The sequence below is a fragment of the Radiobacillus kanasensis genome (genome assembly GCF_021049245.1).
In the GTDB taxonomy this organism is placed as follows: domain Bacteria; phylum Bacillota; class Bacilli; order Bacillales; family Amphibacillaceae; genus Radiobacillus; species Radiobacillus kanasensis.
The window spans coordinates 505,410-527,933 of the sequence record NZ_CP088020.1 but is presented as its reverse complement, the minus strand read 5'-3'; the positions used below and the strand labels follow the sequence as shown (position 1 = coordinate 527,933).

The 22,524-nt window shown below is 38.6% G+C and carries 21 protein-coding genes and 3 riboswitches; of the genes, 2 read left to right on the top strand and 19 right to left on the bottom strand.

The features are described from left to right. Nucleotides 1-18: 18 nt before the first annotated feature. The 5 genes from purB to KO561_RS02770 form a co-directional block, all read right to left on the bottom strand. Nucleotides 19-1,311 carry an adenylosuccinate lyase gene (gene purB / locus KO561_RS02790; RefSeq protein ID WP_231095634.1) on the bottom strand — a complete coding sequence of 431 codons (1,293 nt, stop codon included), beginning with the start codon at nucleotides 1,309-1,311 and terminating at the stop codon, nucleotides 19-21. A gap of 19 nt (nucleotides 1,312-1,330) precedes the next feature. Then, the gene (gene purK, locus KO561_RS02785) at nucleotides 1,331-2,461 is read right to left on the bottom strand and encodes a 5-(carboxyamino)imidazole ribonucleotide synthase (protein ID WP_231095633.1); all 1,131 of its coding nucleotides are present in this window, start codon (nucleotides 2,459-2,461) and stop codon (nucleotides 1,331-1,333) included. Continuing rightward, a complete protein-coding gene (gene purE, locus KO561_RS02780) occupies nucleotides 2,448-2,939 on the bottom strand; it encodes a 5-(carboxyamino)imidazole ribonucleotide mutase (RefSeq protein ID WP_231095632.1) in 492 nt (163 codons plus the stop codon). The genes purK and purE overlap by 14 nt, the downstream gene beginning before the upstream one ends. Before the next feature lie 114 nt (nucleotides 2,940-3,053). Beyond that, nucleotides 3,054-3,153, bottom strand: a riboswitch (purine riboswitch). Nucleotides 3,154-3,244: 91 nt separating this feature from the next. Continuing rightward, on the bottom strand, nucleotides 3,245-3,457 hold the full coding sequence (locus KO561_RS02775; RefSeq protein ID WP_231095631.1) for an NETI motif-containing protein: 213 nt from the start codon (nucleotides 3,455-3,457) through the stop codon (nucleotides 3,245-3,247). Next, complete coding sequence (locus KO561_RS02770; protein ID WP_231095630.1) at nucleotides 3,454-3,996, bottom strand: DUF2179 domain-containing protein; 543 nt, start codon at nucleotides 3,994-3,996, stop codon at nucleotides 3,454-3,456. The genes KO561_RS02775 and KO561_RS02770 overlap by 4 nt, the downstream gene beginning before the upstream one ends. Before the next feature lie 120 nt (nucleotides 3,997-4,116). Between KO561_RS02770 and KO561_RS02765 the strand changes: the two genes are divergently transcribed. Beyond that, nucleotides 4,117-4,551: an Hsp20/alpha crystallin family protein gene (locus KO561_RS02765; RefSeq protein WP_231095629.1), complete on the top strand. Its 435-nt coding sequence runs from the start codon at nucleotides 4,117-4,119 to the stop codon at nucleotides 4,549-4,551. A gap of 194 nt (nucleotides 4,552-4,745) precedes the next feature. Here the strand turns inward: KO561_RS02765 and KO561_RS02760 are convergent, their stop codons facing one another. The 8 genes from KO561_RS02760 to KO561_RS02725 all read right to left on the bottom strand — a co-directional run bounded on the left by KO561_RS02760 (nucleotide 4,746) and on the right by KO561_RS02725 (nucleotide 15,442). Further along, entirely contained in the window at nucleotides 4,746-5,075 is a 330-nt protein-coding gene (locus KO561_RS02760; protein WP_231095628.1) for a HepT-like ribonuclease domain-containing protein, read from the bottom strand. Continuing rightward, entirely contained in the window at nucleotides 5,072-5,359 is a 288-nt protein-coding gene (locus tag KO561_RS02755; protein ID WP_231095627.1) for a nucleotidyltransferase family protein, read from the bottom strand. Before KO561_RS02755 ends, KO561_RS02760 begins: the two co-directional genes overlap by 4 nt. A gap of 283 nt (nucleotides 5,360-5,642) precedes the next feature. Next, nucleotides 5,643-6,956 carry an NCS2 family permease gene (locus KO561_RS02750; RefSeq protein WP_231095626.1) on the bottom strand — a complete coding sequence of 438 codons (1,314 nt, stop codon included), beginning with the start codon at nucleotides 6,954-6,956 and terminating at the stop codon, nucleotides 5,643-5,645. Nucleotides 6,957-7,086: 130 nt separating this feature from the next. After that, a riboswitch (purine riboswitch) is annotated at nucleotides 7,087-7,188 on the bottom strand. 87 nt (nucleotides 7,189-7,275) lie between these two features. After that, a complete protein-coding gene (guaA, locus tag KO561_RS02745) occupies nucleotides 7,276-8,811 on the bottom strand; it encodes a glutamine-hydrolyzing GMP synthase (RefSeq protein ID WP_231095625.1) in 1,536 nt (511 codons plus the stop codon). A gap of 203 nt (nucleotides 8,812-9,014) precedes the next feature. Further along, nucleotides 9,015-9,117: riboswitch (purine riboswitch) on the bottom strand. A 48-nt stretch (nucleotides 9,118-9,165) separates the two neighbouring features. Further along, nucleotides 9,166-11,373, bottom strand: coding sequence for a transglutaminase TgpA family protein (locus KO561_RS02740; RefSeq protein ID WP_231095624.1), 2,208 nt, complete (start codon nucleotides 11,371-11,373; stop codon nucleotides 9,166-9,168). Beyond that, on the bottom strand, nucleotides 11,373-12,638 hold the full coding sequence (locus KO561_RS02735) for a DUF58 domain-containing protein (protein WP_231095623.1): 1,266 nt from the start codon (nucleotides 12,636-12,638) through the stop codon (nucleotides 11,373-11,375). Before KO561_RS02735 ends, KO561_RS02740 begins: the two co-directional genes overlap by 1 nt. Continuing rightward, nucleotides 12,635-13,600 (bottom strand): AAA family ATPase, encoded by a 966-nt coding sequence (locus KO561_RS02730; protein ID WP_231095622.1) that lies wholly within the window; start codon nucleotides 13,598-13,600, stop codon nucleotides 12,635-12,637. Before KO561_RS02730 ends, KO561_RS02735 begins: the two co-directional genes overlap by 4 nt. Nucleotides 13,601-14,074: 474 nt before the next feature. Continuing rightward, nucleotides 14,075-15,442 (bottom strand): TrkH family potassium uptake protein, encoded by a 1,368-nt coding sequence (locus KO561_RS02725; protein WP_231095621.1) that lies wholly within the window; start codon nucleotides 15,440-15,442, stop codon nucleotides 14,075-14,077. Nucleotides 15,443-15,856: 414 nt separating this feature from the next. Here KO561_RS02725 and KO561_RS02720 point away from each other — a divergent pair, with 414 nt between their 5' ends. Next, nucleotides 15,857-16,012, top strand: a complete 156-nt coding sequence (locus KO561_RS02720; RefSeq protein WP_231097031.1) for an aspartyl-phosphate phosphatase Spo0E family protein — start codon at nucleotides 15,857-15,859, stop codon at nucleotides 16,010-16,012. A gap of 92 nt (nucleotides 16,013-16,104) precedes the next feature. On the opposite strand, the gene KO561_RS02715 is transcribed toward KO561_RS02720, so the two are convergent. The 6 genes from KO561_RS02715 to KO561_RS02690 form a co-directional block, all read right to left on the bottom strand. Next, a complete protein-coding gene (locus KO561_RS02715; RefSeq protein ID WP_231094047.1) occupies nucleotides 16,105-16,356 on the bottom strand; it encodes a hypothetical protein in 252 nt (83 codons plus the stop codon). Beyond that, entirely contained in the window at nucleotides 16,331-17,566 is a 1,236-nt protein-coding gene (locus KO561_RS02710) for an IS91 family transposase (RefSeq protein ID WP_231094048.1), read from the bottom strand. Before KO561_RS02710 ends, KO561_RS02715 begins: the two co-directional genes overlap by 26 nt. Before the next feature lie 128 nt (nucleotides 17,567-17,694). Beyond that, entirely contained in the window at nucleotides 17,695-19,065 is a 1,371-nt protein-coding gene (locus tag KO561_RS02705) for a PTS ascorbate transporter subunit IIC (protein ID WP_231095620.1), read from the bottom strand. Nucleotides 19,066-19,068: 3 nt separating this feature from the next. Then, on the bottom strand, nucleotides 19,069-19,347 hold the full coding sequence (locus KO561_RS02700) for a PTS sugar transporter subunit IIB (RefSeq protein ID WP_231095619.1): 279 nt from the start codon (nucleotides 19,345-19,347) through the stop codon (nucleotides 19,069-19,071). 12 nt (nucleotides 19,348-19,359) lie between these two features. Further along, nucleotides 19,360-21,459, bottom strand: coding sequence for a BglG family transcription antiterminator (locus KO561_RS02695; protein ID WP_231095618.1), 2,100 nt, complete (start codon nucleotides 21,457-21,459; stop codon nucleotides 19,360-19,362). 208 nt (nucleotides 21,460-21,667) lie between these two features. Next, nucleotides 21,668-22,159, bottom strand: coding sequence for a hypothetical protein (locus KO561_RS02690; protein WP_231095617.1), 492 nt, complete (start codon nucleotides 22,157-22,159; stop codon nucleotides 21,668-21,670). Nucleotides 22,160-22,524: the final 365 nt, after the last annotated feature.

Here is a 22,524-nt window from a genome sequence, read left to right as displayed (position 1 = left end):
GCTTTCTAACAACTTTCTTTATAGACCAATCTTGTCGAAAATGCGATCTACATTCTTTAGGTGGTACGTATAATCAAAGCAGTCATCAATTTGCTCTTGTGTCAATACGGACGTGATTTTCGATTCCGCTTCCACTAACTCTTTAAATGATGTTCTTTCTTCCCAGGCTTTCATCGCATTTGGTTGAACTAAATCATAGGCTTCTTCTCGACTCATCCCTTGGTCAATTAAAGAAAGAAGTACACGTTGGGAGAAAATAACGCCAAATGTCTTATCAATATTGGCACGCATATTTTCTGGGAAGACCGTTAGATTTTTCACGATATTGGTAAAACGGTTCAGCATATAATTCAACGCGATCGTTGCATCTGGTAAAATAACACGTTCTGCTGAAGAATGAGAAATATCTCTTTCATGCCAAAGTGCTACGTTTTCGTAAGATGTCAGCATATATCCACGAAGGACACGAGCCATTCCTGTCATGTTTTCTGATCCAATTGGATTCCGTTTATGTGGCATTGCGGAAGATCCTTTTTGACCTTTCGCAAAAAATTCTTCTACTTCACGTGTTTCTGTTTTTTGCAGGCCACGAATTTCTACCGCGAATTTTTCAATGGATGTAGCAATTAAAGAAAGAGTACTCATGTAGTGCGCGTGTCTATCTCTTTGTAGGGTCTGTGTAGAAACAGGTGCGGGTGCTAGACCGATTTTTTCACAAACGTACTCTTCCACGAACGGGTCGATATTGGCATATGTACCAACTGCCCCAGATAGTTTTCCTGTTTCGATTGTTTTCGCCGCAGCTTCAAAACGTTCGACGTTCCGTTTCATTTCTTCATACCAAAGAGCCATCTTCAATCCGAAGGTAGTTGGTTCTGCATGCACCCCGTGTGTGCGTCCCATCATGACAGTGTGCTTATGCTCTTGCGCTTTCGCTTTTAATACATCGACGAAGGCATGTAAGTCTTTGCGAATAATTTCATTTGCTTGTTTTAGTAAAAAAGATAATGCTGTATCGACGACATCCGTTGAGGTTAAGCCGTAGTGAACCCATTTCTTCTCTTCCCCTAATGTTTCGGAAACGGCTCTTGTAAAAGCTACAACATCGTGTCTTGTGTCTTGTTCAATTTCATAAATTCGATCAACATCAAAAGACGCGTTCTCTCTAATTTTTAATACGTCTTCTTTTGGGATAACGCCTAACTCACTCCAAGCTTCACAGGCTAAAATCTCTACCTCTAACCATGCTTTAAAACGATTTTCTTCTGTCCAAATCGATCCCATTTCTTCTCTTGTGTATCGGCTTATCATGCAGTAATCCTCCTGTTAATCATTTATAAAAGTTCTCTATAATCTCTTTACTTCTTTGCTTCACTTCATCCAAGCTGGCTCCTACCATCGTTAGGTGCCCCATTTTCCGCTTCGGTTTTATCGAGTCTTTCCCATAGACGTGCAAGTGTCCAGCAGGAATCTCAGCGGTTTGATTCATCAACTTTTCAAGCTCTTCCCCTAACAGGTTCAGCATAATAGCTCCACCATGGAAGGAGATTGGCACAAGTGGCAATCCGGTAATCGCTCGAATGTGTTGTTCGAACTGTGACACATTACATGCTTCGATCGTGTAATGTCCGGAATTATGTGGGCGTGGTGCCATTTCATTAATATATACATCTTCACCTTTTACAAACATTTCAATCGCGAAAGTACCTACTACATTGATGTGGTTGGCAAGTTTTTCAGCGGATTCTATGGCCTTTCGCTCCACAACGGTCGAAATAAGAGCTGGGGCACTGGTTGTATGTAAAATATGATCCTTATGTTCATTTTCAGCGATTGGAAAAATCGTCATTTCACCAGTTATCGCACGGGTGAAAACAACAGATATTTCTTTATTAAACGGAACCCAATTTTCTATAATGCAACGACCTTTTTGTTCTACAAATTGTTGCACTTTTTCTAGGGAGGTCTCTTCTGTTATTTTTAACTGTCCCTTTCCGTCGTATCCACCTCTGCATGTTTTTATCACACAAGGTACTTTAATTTCGTTTAGAACAGCCTCCACTTCCTGTACATTCGATACAATTCGATAAGGAGGAACTTCTAAGCCACTATCAACAACAGCTTGCTTTTCCTGTTCTCTATCCTGCGTAATCTTTAATAACCGAGCTCCTTGCGGCAAAATATTTCTTTCCTCTAAATACTTTGCTGCTTCCAAATCGACATTTTCAAATTCATATGTGATGACATCACTTGCTTCAGCCAACTGTTTGATTGCTTCTAAGTCATCGTACTTTGCTAAAATCTGATGATCACTCACTTGAGCGGTCGGGCAATCTTCCGTTGGATCTAAAACCGTGACACGATATCCCATATATTTTGCTGCGATCGCCATCATTCTTCCAAGCTGACCACCACCTAATATTCCAATCGTACTTCCTGGTAATAGCTTATTCGGTTGCAAGCTGCTCCCTCATTTCATTCACCTTATTTTTCAATTCATGTTGATAGCTTTCTAGTTTGCTAGATATAGCTTCATCAAAAGCTCCAATGATTTGTACTGCTAGCAATCCGGCATTAGTCGCTCCTGCTTTACCAATCGCAACCGTCGCCACCGGTACCCCTCCTGGCATCTGTACAATGGAAAGCAAAGAGTCCAATCCATTTAACGCTTTACTTTGGACAGGTACTCCGATTACCGGAAGAGTCGTCTTTGCTGCTACCATTCCCGGTAAATGAGCGGCACCACCTGCACCTGCAATAATGACACGAAGACCCTTTCCTTTTGCTTGTTCCGCATACGTAAACATATCATCTGGTGTACGGTGTGCAGAGATAACTTCTTTCTCATAAGAAATCTCTAATTGATCTAAGACTTCACAGGCATGTTTCATTGTTTCCCAATCTGAAATACTACCCATAATCACGCCAACCTGCGTCATTTATGTTCCCCTCTCTACTTTTGGAATATAAAAAAGCCTACTCATCTACTCTTATGGGAGAGAAGATGAATAGGCTCTTGTTTTGACATAGCTATTCCTGTACGTAACACAAAGAAACGTACTTTCTTCCCCCATAGTCCATCATTTACGGTGATGGGTAGAGACTATCGGGCCATATCCCCGAAATTATATGAGGTTATTCGATTATAAAAAGGATAAAATTCGTACTTGGTTTCCCCTTGTCTTATGATAACAATTTTATCGAGAAGGGTCAACGATTTATCGAACAATAAAACATCCACGCGTTATAATGTTCGGTTTTCAGCTGGAACCGCATCAAAACAGATGATTCTTCCCACTGGTTCATAGGAAGTTTCCCCATTTTCCTTCTTCTCTTGAAAAACAGGCTGCTCCGTTCTCCTCACTGGCATATACCCATCCCGCTTGATTCGCTCCAAGCATTGTTCAATCGTTTCATTCTTTTCCATTTGATATCTCTTCTTTTTGTTTTTGCTCATGGATGCAGTTTACCTCTTTTCACTTGCTTCACCCAGAACCCGCCATAGATCTGCTTCGGTTCGTAGGCGATGATAAAGGCTTTTTCATCGATTTCTTTGATTGTTTCATAAAGCTTTAATTCATATTTTCTTGGTGTTAAGATTTGCATCGCCAAACGGTCTCCGTCCATCCCATAGGCATACCAGCTTGTTACCCCGTAGCCTTTTTCTCTTAATTGCTTCGTAAATGGTTTATTCGGATCAGAAGAAATAACATTCACCGTTATATAACCGAGTGCAAGCTTTTCTTCTATTTTAGAACCGACTACAACGCCAATCCCAAAACCGACTGCATAGGCAATCAGATTTTGAATTTGATCTAAATTATCCAACACTAACCCTAATCCCAGTACGTAAACCGTGACTTCAAAGACACTTACGACGGCCGCAATATAGCGTCGTCCCTTTAAGGTTAGAATCATTCTTACTGTATTAAACGCTACATATACAATATTTACACTCAATATAATTGCGATCATCCAAAATGCATTGTCTAGCAAAATGAAGCCCCCCAGTTCTAACCATTATAGTCCTGTTGTTTCATAGGCTATCACCTATTTCCATTGTATGCATACACTATAACGCATTCAACCCTTACAATCCAATGAAGGAGGTACCCCATGGATCCTTTTAATCATATGGAAGACTGGAAAAAGAGTATGGATGGTTTTTTCGGCGATACGTTTTGGAATGAGTTTGAAGATATCTTTAAACCGCCCATTCCTCAGATTAATCTTTACCAACAACAAAACGAATTATTCTGCATCGTAAACCTTCCCGGTGTCAAAGACTTAGAAAAAATTGATGTGTTTGTAAACTATACAAGTCTAAAGCTTAGAGGCGTCATCGATGTTCCTTCCCCTGGCGGCCAAGTCATTAAGGAAGAGATTATTCAAGGTGTTTTTGAGCGCCAGGTTGATTTGCCTTATCCAGTTCGAAGCGACAAAATTGATGCGACATATCGACACGGTCTTCTAGTCATCCAGCTTCATCGGACCATACCAGACAATACCGAACAAAATAAGTTAACGATTCGTTCGTTGGATGAGGATTGAGCCTATTTAATTACTAGATATCGTCCGAGGGTGAGGGAAGTCGTGCTAAGAGAAAACTTATCAAAAACATACCAAGTAGAAATTGGTTTTGTAGTCATCTTTCCTAATTTGAGCATTGTTGAATTGACATATAAAACGCTTGTATAAAGTTAAAAAGGCTAGGTTTTTAGAAATCCTAGCCTTTTCTTTGTCTATTACCGATCTAGTAAATCTATTATTTTTTCTTTTAATGGTGGTATTTCTTTTTCAACCACGTTCCAAACAATCCCGTTATCCACGCCAAAATAGTTATGAATTAGAACGTCTCTTAGTCCTGCCATTTCTTTCCACGGTACATGAGGGTATTGTTCTCGAAAATCTTTTGATATTCGCTTAGTAGCTTCTCCGACAATTTCTAAATTACGAATAATCGCATCTTGTATTAATTTTGAACTAAAAAAATCATCTTCTCCATTTGGGATATACGATTCAATGTTTTCTATACACTCTAAAATATGGCGCAAATAGAGTTTGTCATATTTCATAGTTGAATTGCTCCGTTTAACACATCTTCTTTCATACTCCAATGAATCGAGTTTTCTGTTACGACATCGACTTTAATATCAAGTAATTCTTCAACTTCTTGTTTAAAGCGAATCAAATCAAACAAGCTACTTCCTTCTTCAAATTCCACAAGTAAATCAAGGTCACTTTCAGGTCCATCTTCAAGTCTTGCAACAGAACCAAAAACTCGTACATTTCGAATACGGTGCTTACCTGCCACTTTTAAAATTAAATCCCGTTTTTCTTGAAGAATATCATATAACACAACAAATCCCTCACATTCTTCATTACTTTATAAACATTATATCATGTCTAAAAATTTGTCTGGTCCTATTTAGAATTTTTTAAATCTCTGCTGGGAAAAGCGTATATGGTTATAGAAGAGATGGCACCCTTTAAGATGAATGGTTCGGGAAACAAATGCACAAAATTTATCATAAAAGAAAACTGATATAATAATGAACAATAGCATACCAATCTATGTGATTTGGTATGCTATTTCATTTGTTCATTTAAAATTGAACTACTTAGCATAATGTAAATTTTGTCTATTGCAAGAAAATGAAATACAGAATGAAGACGACGAACAGTCCCCACATAATGCCGTTTATTTCTTTTGCTTTTCCTTTTACAACCATAGTGATTGGATAGAACACGAATCCAATCGCGATACCTGTTGCAATGCTATAGGACAAAGGCATCGTTACAATTGTAAGGAAAGCTGGAACTGCGATTTCGAACTGATCCCAATCAATATCCTTTAAAGTCGTACACATTAAGACACCAACAATAATTAAGGCTGGCGCTGTAACTGCCGATGTTACCATTCCTAGTAACGGTGAAAAGATTAAGGCTAGAAGAAAGAATCCTGCTGTCACTACTGAAGTGAATCCAGAACGTCCTCCAGCACTTACCCCTGTTGTAGATTCCACATAAGACGTCGTTGTAGAAGTTCCCAACGTTGCCCCAACTACTGTTGCTGCTGAGTCTGCAAACAAGGCTTTACCAGCACGCGGTAGCTTGTTGTCTTTCATTAAACCGGCTTTTGTCGCAACTGCTACTAATGTTCCTGCAGTGTCAAAGAAATCTACAAACAAGAAAGTTAAAACAACGACTAACATTTGAATGGTAAAAATATCACCGAAGTGAGCAAATGCCTGACCGAACGTTGGAGCTAAGCTTGGTACCGGTCCAACGATATCTCCAAGTCCTTTTGGTGGATCAATTAATCCGAAAATCATTCCAGCAATTGCTGTAATAATCATTCCGTAGAAAACGCCACCCTTTACATTTCTTGTTAAAAGAATGACTGTTACCACAATCCCAAAGATCGCTAGTAACGTATTTGGTGCAGAAAGGTCTCCTAATCCAATAAGAGTTGCATCGTTATTCACAATGATGCCTGCATTTTGGAATCCAATAAAAGCAATAAATAAACCGATACCAGCACCAACTGCCATTTTTAAGTTTGCTGGAATTGCGTTAATAATAGTCTCTCTAATTCCTGATAAAGTCAGAACGATAAAAATAAGTCCAGAAGCTAATACACCAGCTAAAGCTGTTTCCCAAGGAATTCCCCAACCTAATACAACCGTATAAGCAAAAAATGCGTTCAGGCCCATTCCTGGTGCTAGCGCAACAGGGTATTTCGCAACTAGCCCCATAACTAGTGAACCAATTGCAGCCGCTAAAGCAGTTGCGGTGAATACAGCACCAGCATCCATTCCGGTTGCTCCATCAGCAGTTAGCGTTGATGGATTTACAAACAAAATGTAGGCCATCGCTAAGAACGTAGTAAGACCTGCAACAAATTCCGTTCTAATATTCGTGCCAAGCTCTTCAAACTGGAAAAACTTCTTCATCAAAACATCCTCCCCAAGTGAACTCCGTCTCACTGAGATCCCAAACAAAAAAAGGTAGCACCTTTGGCTTTGGCCAAGAGTACTACCTTTAACTAACTTCAGAAATGTTCTATACTCCTAAATAAAAAATAAGTAATGAACACTCCAGCGTAGTCAGACCATTTACGGTAGTCCGGTAGAAACTCATGGGCCATATCCCCAAAATTATACGACGGATTTTTCTATTTATTTTATAAGTACATTATTCATCATACTAATTGCCTAGAACCTCGTCAAGTAAAAAGACGAATGTTTTTTTGAATTATTTTATTAATGTTCGTCATTCCCATTCAATCGTTGCAGGCGGCTTACTCGTAATATCATAGACAACGCGATTAATGTGCTCGACCTCGTTGACAATTCGGGTGGAGATTTTCTCCAATACGTGCCAAGGGATTCTTGCCCAGTCTGAAGTCATTCCATCAATTGACGTTACTGCTCTAATCCCTATTGTGTAATCATAGGTGCGCGCATCGCCCATAACCCCTACACTGCGGATGTCCGGTAAAACCGTAAAGTATTGCCAGATATCTTTTTCAAGGTCGGCCTGTTTTATTTCCTCACGTAAGATCGCATCGGATTCCCGTACAATCTCTATTTTATCCTCTGTCACTTCCCCTAGAACTCGAATACCTAGACCCGGACCAGGGAATGGCTGCCTCCATACGATATCTGCTGGCACACCAAGCTCTAAACCAAGCGCACGCACTTCATCCTTGAAAAGGGTATTGAGTGGTTCTAACAGTTCAAATTGCATGTCTTCTGGTAATCCACCAACGTTATGGTGGGACTTGATTGTTTGTGCCGTTTCCGTTCCACTTTCGACAATGTCGGTGTATAGAGTACCTTGTGCTAAGTAATCAATATCCTTTAATTTTTCCGCTTCATCATCAAACACATAAATAAACTCATTGCCGATAATCTTTCGTTTTTGCTCCGGATCACTTACTCCTTTTAGCTTGTTTAAAAAGCGATCCTGCGCGTTTACTCGAATGATGTTCATATGGAAGCCATCACGGAACGTTTCCATGACTAAATCGCCTTCATCCTTACGAAGCAAACCGTGATCCACAAAAATACAAGTGAGCTGATCCCCAATTGCTTTATGAATAAGCGCGGCAACAACGGAAGAATCGACGCCACCACTCAAGGCGCACAATACTTTTTTGTCGCCTACTTTGTCCTGGATTTTTTTCACTTCTTGCTCAACAAAGTTTTCCATCGTCCAATCTCCAGCACACTCACAAGCCGCAAACACAAATTGCTTCAGTAAATCATTTCCATACTCCGTGTTTCGCACCTCTGGATGGAATTGAACGCCAAACAAGTTACGTTCTTTATGGCTGATTGCCGCCACCGGAGTGGAGGAGCTTGTTGCATCAATGTGAAAATCTGCAGGAGGTTCAATGACTTTATCCCCATGACTCATCCATACCGTTTGTGTTTTCGGTGTACCTTTGAATAGAAGTGGGTCTTCTTTTAATTCAATATCCGCTTTCCCATATTCTCGATCCTTTGCTCTCTGAACATTTCCACCGAAGTGAAGCGTCATAAGCTGCATCCCATAGCAAATACCTAGAATCGGAATATTTAAGTCAAAGATTCCTTCATCACAACGAAAGCTATTTTCATCATAGACACTATGCGGTCCACCAGAAAGGATAATCCCCTTCGGATTCATCGCCTTAATTTCCTCCATCGTTAGACGATGACTATGTAGCTCACTGTACACACCAAACTCTCTTATTCTTCTAGTGATAAGTTGATTGTATTGACTTCCAAAGTCTAACACTAAGATCATATCTGATTGAGCCATCCCTCTTCCATCCCTTCACGAATTTGTAGGTATAAAGAAAACTTGGCGAAGCCAAGCCTATAAAGACGTAGGCCAAGCCATAGTTGTACTTATACTTGGTACCTTAAAAATTTACTAAGTCGATTTTCTCCTTGCTATTTTTATACGTTCCTAACGTATAAAAATAGACTCCTACCTATAAAGGTAGAAATCTATTTATCAGAACACAAAGACTTCCACCTGCATAGTCAAGATATTTACGGCATCTTGGTAGAGACTCTCGAACCTTATTATCGAGTATATATGAGGCTATTATTCATTTCTTAAATGCTTAAATTGAATTTCTACCATTCTACAGTAGCCATCCAAGCACGGTCAAGACAATGTTTTCTTGATTAAATTTTCCCATAATTCGGTCATCTTGGACCACTGAGACGATTCGTCTTCATTTCGATACAGCACACGTTCATAATGGTGCGTCAGTCTACTCATTTCATTGGTTTCTAGCTGGCGATCTACCATTTTAGCAAACTCTCTCAAGGTTTGACCATCTACTCTTCGAATCCCTTTATGTGCCAACACCTTTAATAAGTAGTGGTAGGCATCCTGGTAAATATTTTCCTCATTGTTCCCTTTGTATTTACGGATTTTGAGTACGGTCAGCCATCTGTAACGATAGAAATACACGAGCGCAATCAAAATAACAGGCACCGCCAGAAGCAACCACTTCATCCATCCGAAGGACGCAGATTCAATATTCCCCACACTGCCAGCAGAGCTGGATTCTTCCTCTACTTGCTGTGGATTCCCTCTCGTTGGGTCATCCTGTTGTGTAGCAGGAACCGCCGGTTGTTCCGCTTGTTGTTGTTCCTCTTCTTCTACCTCTTCATAAAAGTCAACAGAAGAGTTAAACCCTTGTGTCGGTTCAAATGGAACCCAACCAACCTCTGGGAAATAAACCTCTACCCAAGAGTGGGCATTTGAGTTCGTAATCTGATAGAGGTCCGCATTATCAGGAAGATCACTAGGCTGATTCTCGACACGCTCTCCTCCAGAGAATCCTTTCACCCATCTAGCGGGTATATCTAAGGTTCGTAAAAGAACGACCATTGAGGTAGAGAAGTTATCGCAATATCCTACCTTTGTTTCAAACAAAAATTGATCAACGTAATCCTGATTGCGGTCAGGGACGGCCACATTTTCGGTTTGATACTCAAAACCATTACTATTGAAGTACTGTTCCACCGCCATCGCTTGATCATAACGGTTATCCTTAGTACCAATTATTTCTTCTGCTAATTGACCCACTCGTTCTGGTAAGTCACTAGGTAACTGTAAATATTTCTCCTTAATTTCCTCTGGGTCTTCTTTGCTTGCTTCTCTTAATTGATTAAATGAGAAGGAAGGGCTGTCATATGTGACTTCATAACCCTGTGAATAGCGATGCTGCTCAGGCCCTTCTGTTGAGATCGTACCCGTTTGTTCATCTAATAAATAATCGACACCATCTTCACCGGATACTTCTCGGATCCCATACGGGTAAACAAGTTTTGAAAAATACGCGTCTTCTTCAAAATTAATCTGTGCTTCCAACCGTTCTGTTTCTACAACATCTTCCTCAAACATATTAAGTTGAATGTCTCCACCCTCTTGAAGCTGGTATTCTAAATCATCGGAGCGCTCCCAGCCTTTCCCTGTGTAAACATCTTTGGATTCGATTCTCCAATATTGCTTGTCAGGGGAAATTGCTTGAAACACTGGTGCATTATCTTGTACAAAAGATCCTCCTAAACGGGAGTCGTCCTCTCCATAGCCGACTTTTTGGACGACACTCCCCCCTTCACCGAATCCAGCATTTTTCGCTGTACTTTTAATAAATGGTACAGGGTCTGGCCATTGTGGATCTAGTTTCGGAGAGGCAAAGCCTACTACGGTCGATAAAGATACAAACACAAACAGCGGAATAATCACCTTCCAAAGCTTGTTAAAACCTTTGAAGGAGATTGCTTCATACTCCACTTCTTTCGTAATGTTTGATAGACCTAATGCGATTAAGGAAACAATGAATGTTCGAACAATCGCTTGATCTGCTTCATATACCGTAAACGTATCTAAAACGGTCATATAGATAAAGGTTAACAAAACGAAAGTAAAAATCTTCTTCGCCACGACGAACCAATAGTATAATAAATAGCTCATCAGCCATAACAAGATGAGGAATAAGCCGCTTCGGAATAATGGCGTCATTTGTCCCCAATTTTGATTGACAATAATGTCTATGTTATAGGTCGTATGGATATATAGTAAGGAAAACCAAGCTTTACTAAACAAAGCTTCCGATATAAACAGACTGTCGAGAATAAAAATCATACCGGCCAGCTTTAAAGGAATGGACAGCCACCAACGCGCTTGAAAAAAGGAAATGATAAAGCAAAACGCTGCATAAAGAACAAAGACAGGAACATTACCTGTATCCGAGATATCCTCTAACGGACGTAGCCATTCCCAAAACAATAAAAACCCACATAGATAGATGATAGACTGATAGACCCACTGCTGTAACCCTTGATTGACTCCACCCATTATGTGTTCACCTCTATTTTTTGTTGGACTAATTGCTCTTCCGTTAATTCATTGACAACAATACCACTTGCGCTTAGCTTCTGAAGCCAAACTCTGTCCTCTCCCGATTCCTGCTCCTTCGGATGGACATAAAACACGACAATCTTTTTGCTTTTTTGCTTTAATTGTTCAATCGCAAGCTCCAGCTTTTCATCAAAATGCGAAACGACTAGCATGAGGACGACGCCTTCTGGGATCTTTCTGCTTTCGTTGATAATTTGGTTTGAAAAAGGAACAGATGGAATGGCCTGCACCTTCGCAAGATGTGTCTTAATCATATCTAACTTTCCTGGACTTTGTTGAAACGGGAAATAAACTCGTTCCTGTCCAAGTGATAAAAACGCCATTCTGGAGGAATGTCTCTTAATCGATTCTACTAACGATGCAGTTATTTCTATGCTAGCTTCATAGGCGATTGGATAAAACTCATCATGGTGACCACTATCTAAAATCAGCAAGATGCTCGAGCTTTTTTCTTGTTCAAATTCTTTCGTCATCACTGCGTTTTTTTTAGCTGTTGTTTTCCAATCAATCCAAGAAAAGCGATCACCAGGCATGTATTCACGAACTCCTGTAACGACGTTTGTCTGCTTCACGTTGACATTAAAGGAAGTAGTAGATCCTTCTTCGTAGCTACTCACTCGTTCACGAACCGTAATCTCCGGTTCATTCGGATAGACAAGCATGCGGCTAGAGACCTCATATACATGCTCTTTTTTTATAAAGCCAAATAAATCACCAGTCTTTATGCGAATCTGACTAAAGTGGTGCTCTCCTCTTGGAAGCTGATCCAAGGTATAGTCGAAACGGATGACCTTCCGAAACCACGGAAAAGAAACGAGCTTGACGAGACGATTTTTTCGAACCGCATCTTCATTTCGCATTTCTTCGTACTTCTTATGAAGCGTGTCCTTTTTTTGCAAGGACAGTGGCAGACTTTCCTCGATGATACAGTAGTAAATCGGAAAGACCGATTTTCTTGAAATCGATACTTGGACATGCACGCGTTCTCCAGCCTTTGTGACATATCTGTCCATTTTACGCTCCACTTCCCAGTTAGAGATTGGATAAAAAAGCAAGCAAGCCATATAAATTAGGACAGGCAAAAAGCTATAAAACAAGAACCAGCTAACGAATCCACCTTGAAACATCGCATAAGAGAAGAATAGGACGAACAGGAATAGTACGAATACGAACTTCGAGGTAAATCCGGCTATCCATTTCATTCACGATATTCCTTTCGAATTGGTACTGGAACTGTGTGTAAGATTCGATCAACAAGCTCTTCTGTTGTTACCCCTTCAAACTTAGCATCCGATGTTAAAAGAATACGGTGGGACAAAACAAATGGAGCTAAATATTTGATATCATCTGGCACTACATAGTCACGATCATGAATGAACGCATACGCTTTCGCTGCACGCATTAAGGCAATAGATCCACGCGGGCTCACACCCAAATAAACAGAAGGGTGCTGACGCGTCGCCGTCACAATTTGTACGATATAACGTTGGATATTTTTTTCTATATACACTTCTTTCACTTGGTTTTGAATCTCGATTAGTTCCTGTTTATCCATCACTGGCTCTACCGATTCAATGGGATGGGTAGCAGAGGTTTTATCTAGCATTTCTAGTTCTTCTGATTCAGACGGATAACCCATTTTCAATTTAAGGAGAAAACGATCGAGCTGTGCTTCCGGTAGTGGATAGGTTCCTTCATACTCTATGGGGTTTTGAGTTGCCATAACAAAGAAAGGTTTCTTTAACGGAATCGTATTTCCATCCACTGTCACACTCATCTCTTCCATTCCTTCTAATAAGGAGGATTGGGTTTTTGGGGATGTACGGTTAATTTCATCTGCGAGGACGATGTTTCCTAAAATAGGACCACCACGAAATTCAAATTCTAATTCTTTCGGGTTATATATCGATACACCAGTTACATCTGATGGAAGTAAATCAGGCGTGAACTGAATTCTCTTAAACTCACAATCTAAAGACTTCGCCAAGGTACGGACAAGCATCGTTTTCCCTACCCCTGGAACGTCCTCTAATAAGACATGCCCTCCGGATAACAATGCCACTAAGCTTAACGTAGCTGGTTCCTCTTTACCAACCATTACTTTATTAATATTCTTGAGTACTTTGTTGATTTTCGGATTGAATAGAAACGTTTGTTGAGACATAGACTTACTCCTTCCAATATAGGTATGTAATTCTTGAGTTTTTTAAAAGGGAGGACAAAACATGTACCACCTTTGATGACTGGTCTAGGAGGAAATGCATGGAGTTATGGTGGATCATAAGGAAAGAAAATTTCGAGCGTTTGTTTTGAACAACCTCTATTATTTTATTTTACTAGATAGGTCATAGGATGCAAGCAGTTAGATGTGGGAATCTTGGTAATTTACGGATTCTTTATACTTTTTTGAGAAGTTTTTCTTTAAGAGGGAAATTTCTAAAGTAGTGTTGTGGATTTTGAACATTTAGGCCGTCCATGTTTCTATAAGAATGACCATCTTATAAAAAAACGTAGTCTGGGGTGATTTCCGCTGCGGTAGTCGCTTTCCTGAGAGGCGACAATCCACACCTTTCAAAAATGGGAATCAAATTATAAATTTTTCATTTATATTAAAAAAGCACCCCAGGTGGGATGCTTTTTAGCCAATAATCACTCGCTCAGTTGGATAATGGAACAAGTCTTTAGATACTTTACCTCTTAATAAGAAAAGGAAAGAGAAGATACCAATTCTTCCAACAAACATTAAGAACATAATCACAAGCTTACCAAACACAGAAAGATCTGCTGTAATTCCTAAGGATAGACCTGTCGTTCCAAATGCGGAACAGACTTCAAATATAATCGAAATGATCGGAAAAGGTTCTGTTTGAGCCAATACAATAATCGATCCCATACATAACATAGTTGCTGTTGAGATTACGATAAAGGATCGTGTGATATCTTCCGGATCAATTTCCCGACCAAAAATCTTAATGCTTGAGTTCCCCTTCGCATAATTAAAAATCGCTAACATCATGATAGCAAAGGTTGTCGTTCGAATACCGCCCCCTACACTACTTGGAGAGGCCCCAATAAACATGAGAACACTCAATACTAGTTGCGTCGGTACAGAAAAGAGACCTACATCCATCGTTGCGAGCCCACCACTTCTAGTGGTAACGGACTGAAAGAAACTGTAAAAAAAAGACTCATGCCATGCCTTATCCAAAAAGAAAGCATTTCTTTCCAAAAATAGAATGGAAATTGTACCAATCACAATAAGTCCAAAAAAAGTTATGGTCGTAATTTTAGTAAATAAGGAAAAAGTATATTTTTCATTCGTATCTTTATATACACCCTTAATCAGCTCCTGTACTTCAATAAGGACAGGGAAACCAACAGCTCCAAGGATTAAAAGCATTATATTCACAAATTGCACAAAATAATCATTCGCAAAAGGAATGAGAGAATTTCCCGTTATATCAAAGCCTGCATTGGTTGTTGCACTTACCGAACCAAAGAAACCGTGCATAAAAGCCTGCTGCCAGGTGTCAAAATAAGTTAGAAAATACGTCCCTAATACCAACGTTCCAACAAGTTCTATTCCAATAATGATTTTGAAAATTTTGATCATGAGGCTGACAAGCCCTGACAAAGTCGTTCTATTTTGATCAACCTGAATTAATTGTCTTTCCCGAAGTCCAATTTTCTTCCCAAAAAGTATCCAAATAAATGTCCCTAGTGTCATTATTCCAATGCCACCTAGTTGGAAAACGATCGTAAGCGCAATATAACCAAATCCATTAAAGGATTCTGAGATATTAATTACAGATAACCCTGTTACACTAATTGCACTTACCGCAGTAAAAAACACATCGATAAAACTAAGATTTACCCCTTCTTCATGCAATAAAGGGATGCTTAATAGAAGCGTCGATATTCCCACTGCCGCTAAATAAAATAAGACGATTAAGTGAATCGTTGACAATTGCTTAGATATCTTGAATTGTCTTGAGAGTAAATTCATAATAGTGCTCCTTGCCTACATCTTTTGTGTTCATCTAAGTTTATCACAAAACCTATTATTCATCAGTAACCACCAGGCTTATAATAAGCTACCTATTAGTATGACCGTCTGAACGGGTTATGTATGCAAGCAAAGAAAAAACTGTGACAAAGTTTTACACAAAAACAGGAGTTTTTACTTACTTTTACAAGTACCGACTCTTTCTAATTACCTACTAATTATTTTCATGATATTTTATAAATTAAAGAAAAATGGAAAGTTGTTCATAAAAACAGCCTATAGAAACCCTTATTTTAAAAGAAATTTCACATTTTCCCTCATTTTCCCTTGCGATTTCCCTTCTCTATCTTTATAATATGAGAAAAGTCCTAGTACGAGCTAAGACTGTTTTAGGAGTTGATAACCTTGGTTGAAGTGAGATCGATTGAATTTGAAATTGAAAGAGCACGACAACTCATGTATAAACTATATAGGGAAGATAACCAAGATGTTCTTAAAGTTTCCCAACATTTAGATCAACTACTAAATGAACTAGAAAAACTACAAAAACGCGAAAGAAAAGTAAGCTGAGATTACATAGATATAACCAAGGCATTTTGCCTTGGTTTTTTGTATGGAACAAAATCGCTAACGCGACTAAGTTACGTCCCAAATAGAATTATTTACTTGGGATTTTTTCTCGCTTCAATCATAGTGCCATTACAGTGAGGACAATGTAATTCAACTTCCTCACCATTATTTTTGTCTACGCTAAATTCACCGATGATGTACTCAGGTACTTCATCAGTGTCGTTACAATCTAGACACTTGAATTGAACAGTCTTTATCTCTTCGTTTAATCCAAATGGATCCTCTTCTTCCAACCATTTATCTAATTCTTCTGATGGATTATCCTGCCTTTTTTGGTTTGCCAATTCCGTATTTCCTCCTTCTTTCCATCTCTATATCCTCCATATAGTGATATAACCAACCGTAATCAGAATGCCATATTCCCACAAGCTCCATCTGTCGATGGCAATGTGGACATTCAAATGGATCCTTTTCAAAGGATTCAATCATACGTTGTCGATAGGTTTTCTTTTTACGTTTTTTCTCTAAAAGTAATTCTATCTGTTTCGTTCTCATAAATGCATGCAAACTTAATATTTGTTGTGCCTTATGATGAGACCTTCTACTATACAACCCAAATCTTCCTACCATTCTAAAATGTTTTGGTGGAACGTGTTGAAGTATTTCAAATATGAATCTATACACAGGAATTCTCTTATCCACTCGTTTACCTGTCTTATGGTCTTCATACCAGTAATGAACACTCTTACCGTCGTACTCTTCTATTCGATATTCTGCAATAGCTGGACGAGCTAAGTATCTTCCAATATATTTAGCCACTGCTTTCGCATTTGTCATTTTCTTCTCAGCATTAACATAAAAACCTTTCGGATATCTTTGATATAACTCATTTATAAGGTTTATTACTTTTTGATTATTAGGAAACCATTTTTTTAATAAATCTAATACTACTTTCTGCCATGACTTTCTCAAATAGTCATATGGAATATAACCATTGTTCACCCATTCATTATTGTTATCTAGTGCACCTTCCGTAACTAATGCATGTATATGTGGGTTAAACTTTAAATCTCTACCAAATGTATGTATTACTGTAATGATTCCTGAACGGAATCCTCGCTTTTTACTTTTTTGATAGTTATGGTATTGGAAAACTTCCGAGACTTGTTTACTCAATTCATTAAGCTTTTTACGATCATCATAAAATACTTTTCTTATCTCTTGAGGGATGGTGAATACCATATGACGATGAGTTACATTGAAGATCATTTCCTGTTGTTTGTCTGACCAATCATCGGTGTATTTTTTACCGCATCGATGACATAGCCTACTTTTACAAGTGAAACAAACAAATTTAGGCATAGGATTTCCTTCACATCCTAGACATTCATATCGAGCATAACCTAAATCAGTAGTACCGCATCTAATTGTCTTTTTCACTGTTTCTTTAATATGACTACGATAAGACTCGGGAAAACGAGTAGAATGTAATTCCCAAAAACCTGCAAAGTGATCTTTTAATATTTGTTTAACAACTCCAGAACCTTTACTCATCTTCTTCTCCTCAATAAAAGATAATAAAATTTTAGCATAAAGTTATCCACAACTAACGACTTTTATAATTTCCTAGACAACAAAAAAACCACCTAGCTCATTTAAGGCTAGGTGGATTCCATATCTAATTAAGCACTTTTTCCAATAGTATCGTTATACCCATTCTTTTTGCGAACAGCAGTGATTCCAAAGATTGCTCCAAGCACAACGATGGTAATTACAAACAATACGACTGGTGATGAGATGTAGTTTACTAAGTTACCAAGAATTAAACCAATCACTCCGAAATCCGCATCTCCAAATGTAGTTCCTTCAAAGCCTAGTGATCCGAGTACCGGAAGAAGTAAAGCTGGTAAGAAACTAATTAATACACCATTTGCAAAGGAACCAAAAATCGCTCCCTTTCTACCTCCAGTCGCGTTCCCAAATACACCAGAAGCCGCTCCTGTAAAGAAGTGTGGAACAAGACCTGGTACAATCACTTTTAATCCCATTAAAGGGAGTAAGAACATGCTGATTAAACCAGCTACAAAGCTACAAACAAACCCGATGATTACGGCATTGCTTGCGAACGGGAATACAGACGGACAGTCTAAAGCTGGAATAGAGTTCGGTACCACTTTATCCGCAATCCCTTTAAATGCTGGAACTATTTCAGCAAGAAGCATACGTACACCAGCTAAAATGATATAAACACCAGCAGCAAACGTTAGACCTTGTAAAAAGGCAAACACGATATAGTTCGTACCACCACTTAATTCTGTCTCGATAAAAGTTGGACCTGTGAATAGGGCAACAAAGAAGAATAATAGAACCATCGTTAAGGATACCGCTACGGAAGTATCTCTTAAAAATCCTAATGACTTAGGTACTTTGATTTCTTCTGTAGATTTAGAGTTCTTACCTACAAGTTTACCAACCGCACCAGCAGTAAGGTATCCAAAGGAACCGAAGTGTCCAACCGCAAAATCATCAGAGCCTGTAATTTTTCTCGTAAATGGTTGAAGCATAGCTGGCATTAATACCATAAGAGAACCAAGAATAATTGATCCTGTTACAACCATCATAACACCGTCAAATCCAGCAGTTGTTAAAATAACAGCAATCATACATGCCATGAACATCGTATGGTGACCGGTTAAGAAAATGTATTTTAATGGCGTGATTCTAGCTAATAAGATATTAACCACCATACCAAACAACATGATCATTGCTGTTTCTGTACCAAATGATTGTTGAGCGAGCGCTACGATTGCTTCGTTATTCGGAATAACTCCTTGCAATTCAAAAGCGTGGTCAAACATTTGACTAAATTGATCTAATGAACCCGTTAAAACGTTTGCTCCTGCTCCTAAGATAACGAATCCCATTACTGTTTTTAAAGTACCAGATATGACATCCGCAAATGCTTTCTTCTGTAACAAAAGCCCGAATAGAGCAAATAGCCCTACAAGAATCGATGGTGTTCCAAGAATATCTTTCATAATTAAATCAACCACGTATTACCCCTCCTTCGTCAAATGTGTTTCTAGTGCCTCTTTTAGTTCATTTTTATCCATAATATTGTTGAGTTTGATGACATGTCTGTTGCCATCTTCTAGGTTTTCTACGATTTCTGTAGAACCAATGTAGTAATCAGCTGGTTCTGTTTTAGCTGTTGTTAAATCCGTGTGTGAAACTTCCGCTTCTATTCCAAGATCACTTAAGGCTTTCTTCACGTTCATTTCAATAATGAAACTACTACCTAAACCGTTCCCACATACAACTAGAATCTTACTCATCTCTTTTTCCTCCTAAGCGTACGAATAGTTTTGAATTAGGTCTGCTACTTCCTCTGCAGAATTCATTGTTAACAATTTATCTAAGCTCTCTTTATCGGATAATAAATCGGTTAACTGAGACAAAGCTTTCAAATGCGTTTCATTATCAATGGCTGCTAACACAATAATTAGGTTAGCAAAATGTTTCTCTTGTTCCGAAAACTTCACTCCATCTTGAACAAGTAACAGACTCATTCCAAGCCGATTGACTCCAAATTCTGGCCTTGCATGAGGAATCGCAATTTTAGGAGCTATTACTACATAGGGTCCTAATTCTTGAATGTTTTGAATCATCGCCTTCACGTACGAATCAGATACATATTCTTTTTCTAATAAAGGCTTGGACGCAAGATTAATAGACTCTTCCCAGTCTTTGACTTCCGATACGATTTGAATCATATCTTTCGTTAATAGTTCATTGAGCATTGGTTTTTCAAACTCCTTTGATGTTAAAGAGTGGGATTGTTGAAATAACTGTTCCAGCTCTATCCCTAATTGTTTTTCATTCACGATATTCGCATGGCGACGGATGACATCCATTAATCCTGGAATCTTTGGCATGGTCATCTCTCTCTTTGTATGAACAACACTGAATCTAGACAACAACGCTTCTTTTTCTGCATCTGTTAAGATCGGATTGACCATAACTACTGGGATGCTGTTCTCCATGATCGGCGATGTTGAAAAAATGATATCGACCTCGTAGTTTGTTTGCTGGTACTGCCTGAGCGATACATTTCCTATAATATCCACCGTTGATAGAAGGTGCTCTAACTGTCCTCGGAGGATGGTAGATGTACCAATTCCATTTTCACAAACAATCAATGCTCGTGTTCGACGGATAGGTTTTTTTCCTTCCCGCTTCAACCAACCACCGAAATGCATGGCAATGTAAGCAATTTCTGAATCATTCACCTTTTGATGTAGAAGGTTTTCTAGATGACTTACAACTTTTGCAGTCAATTGAAAAATCTCCGGGTAATTAGAGGAAATCGTCTCCGTCAACTCGTTCATTGTCTTTACACCGTATTTAATTCGATAATAGGCAGGCTTTAAATGAGCAAACATCGCTCGCTTAAGCTCCATCACATCCTGGAACATGACGCATGCGTAATTTTGAAAATCCTTAATCATCAATGTTATTACATGCTTTAACCGTTCCATTTCCTGATTTTTGTCGCTATCGATTTCTAAAGTGTTTACCTTAGATCCTAATACATGCATCGTAATGAAATACGTCTCGTCAAGAGGGATATTTACGTTTTCTTGCTTGGAAAGTTTTTGAATTAGTTTTTCTGCCACTCGATGCTCTCTTGTCGTTTTTAATACACTTTTTTCATCCGAATCGATTTGAACGAAATGGCCCTCTCGAACACGTTTGATGACAATCAAAATTTGCATCGATAATCCGGATAACGTTTCATCGGTTAACTCGTTTCCAAGCTCCTGTTCCCCATCCAGAAGTATGGATCGAATCTCTTCCCGTTTTTGAAGTGTATCCCCATGTTCGAAAAATAAAGTAGGAAATTTCTTTAAAACATCCTCCCACTTCCATTTCAGAAGCAATTGTTCCAAAGCGCTCGCTAATGCTTTACGCTTTTCGAACTCTCTGCCTGATACCCCATAGCCATCTTTTCGATGAAACGACAGGTTTAGTTCAAATGTTTGTTTTAGGTATTGTGTTATTTCTTTTAAATCATTTGCGATGGTACCGCGGCTTACTTTTGTCAGAACTTCGAAATCTTTCATAAACAACGGATCGGCGCTCGTCAAAGTAAGAACAATCATTAAAAAATATCGTTCCTTCTTCGAGTAGTAATAGGTAGGTTCATCTACCTGTCCTAACTGCTTTGACAACTGCAGCTTCGTTTCAGGCTCCAAAAAGTACCCTTTTCTAGAAGCGTGCTTCACCTGTTGCATTTGGTTATCGGCTAACCAATCATTGATTTTCTCCAAGTCGTAATATAAAGTCCGTCTGGATACCCCCAAGGTTTCGGTTAGATACTTTAGAGACAAATAATCTTGTGTTTGGGCTAACTTGGATAAAATAATCGTACTTCTCTCATCCATCATGTCATTCAACTACCTTCGAAGGAGTGCAAATTTTGACTCTTAAAAGCTGATCAACTAGTTGATGCTATTATATAGCGATTACCTTGTGATTGTAAGGGGTTTAGCCTTTCAAATGTTGTCACTCATTTTTGTGCAAAATTGGTCTTTCAGGTGTGCACTCCCTTCTAAAGTTCTGCGATTTCCAATAAAAAAAGCCTCTTTTCAGAGACTATCTTTCCTTTAGCTTATTAAAGATTTTGATGAAAAAGTTGAGAAACTTATTTGTTTCTTTTAACTCCATCATTAAGATGTTGATTCTCACTTTTAATAGGTTGGAGCTAATCTCTACTAAAGTTTCAATCTGAATTTCTTCTTCGTGCAATGCATTTTGTAATTCCGTAAGTTTCTTTTTCACATCACGAATATGTTTCAGAGATGTTTCTGTTAAATACTTATTATTAAAGGTTGCGGTGAATGGCTGTTCTTCCAGAAGATCCAGTATATCTTTTTTGTTATTTTCTATGTAATTCTTGTTGTTGTGTGCTTCTATTAAGTAGCGAACCTCTCTTCGTACCATCTCGATATATCGTTGATAAATCTGCTTTTCATTGGAGAAGTCATTCTTTAACTGGGCTTGACTCTCCACGATGGATATGAAAAACGATACAATGGCACCGGAAACTACACCTGCAACGGTACCGACCATAAGATCATATAGCATTAAAAAACCCCTTTTCGGTTCCTTTAATGGTAGTAGTTATATTTCTAGGATTCCCAAGTTTGAAATTATTATAAAATTATAAGTTAGATAGGGGATTTTGGACTGTGAATGGAACATATGGTTTAATTCTCTCTCTGCTTTGTTTCGGTCATACTCCACTCCTATTTCCTGTTTATTTCTTGTATCTCATACACGGATGGATGCTATATGTTCGAAATAAGAATCATATCCCTCTTTTTTATAAATATATTTTTAAAAAGGAGAGTGATTCGATTGCATGGTTTTCCGTATTTATATGTAGCTTGCATTCTTGCAGGATTTGCATTAATAAAGGTTCCTCTAACTGGTTTTTTAGCACCACTTGA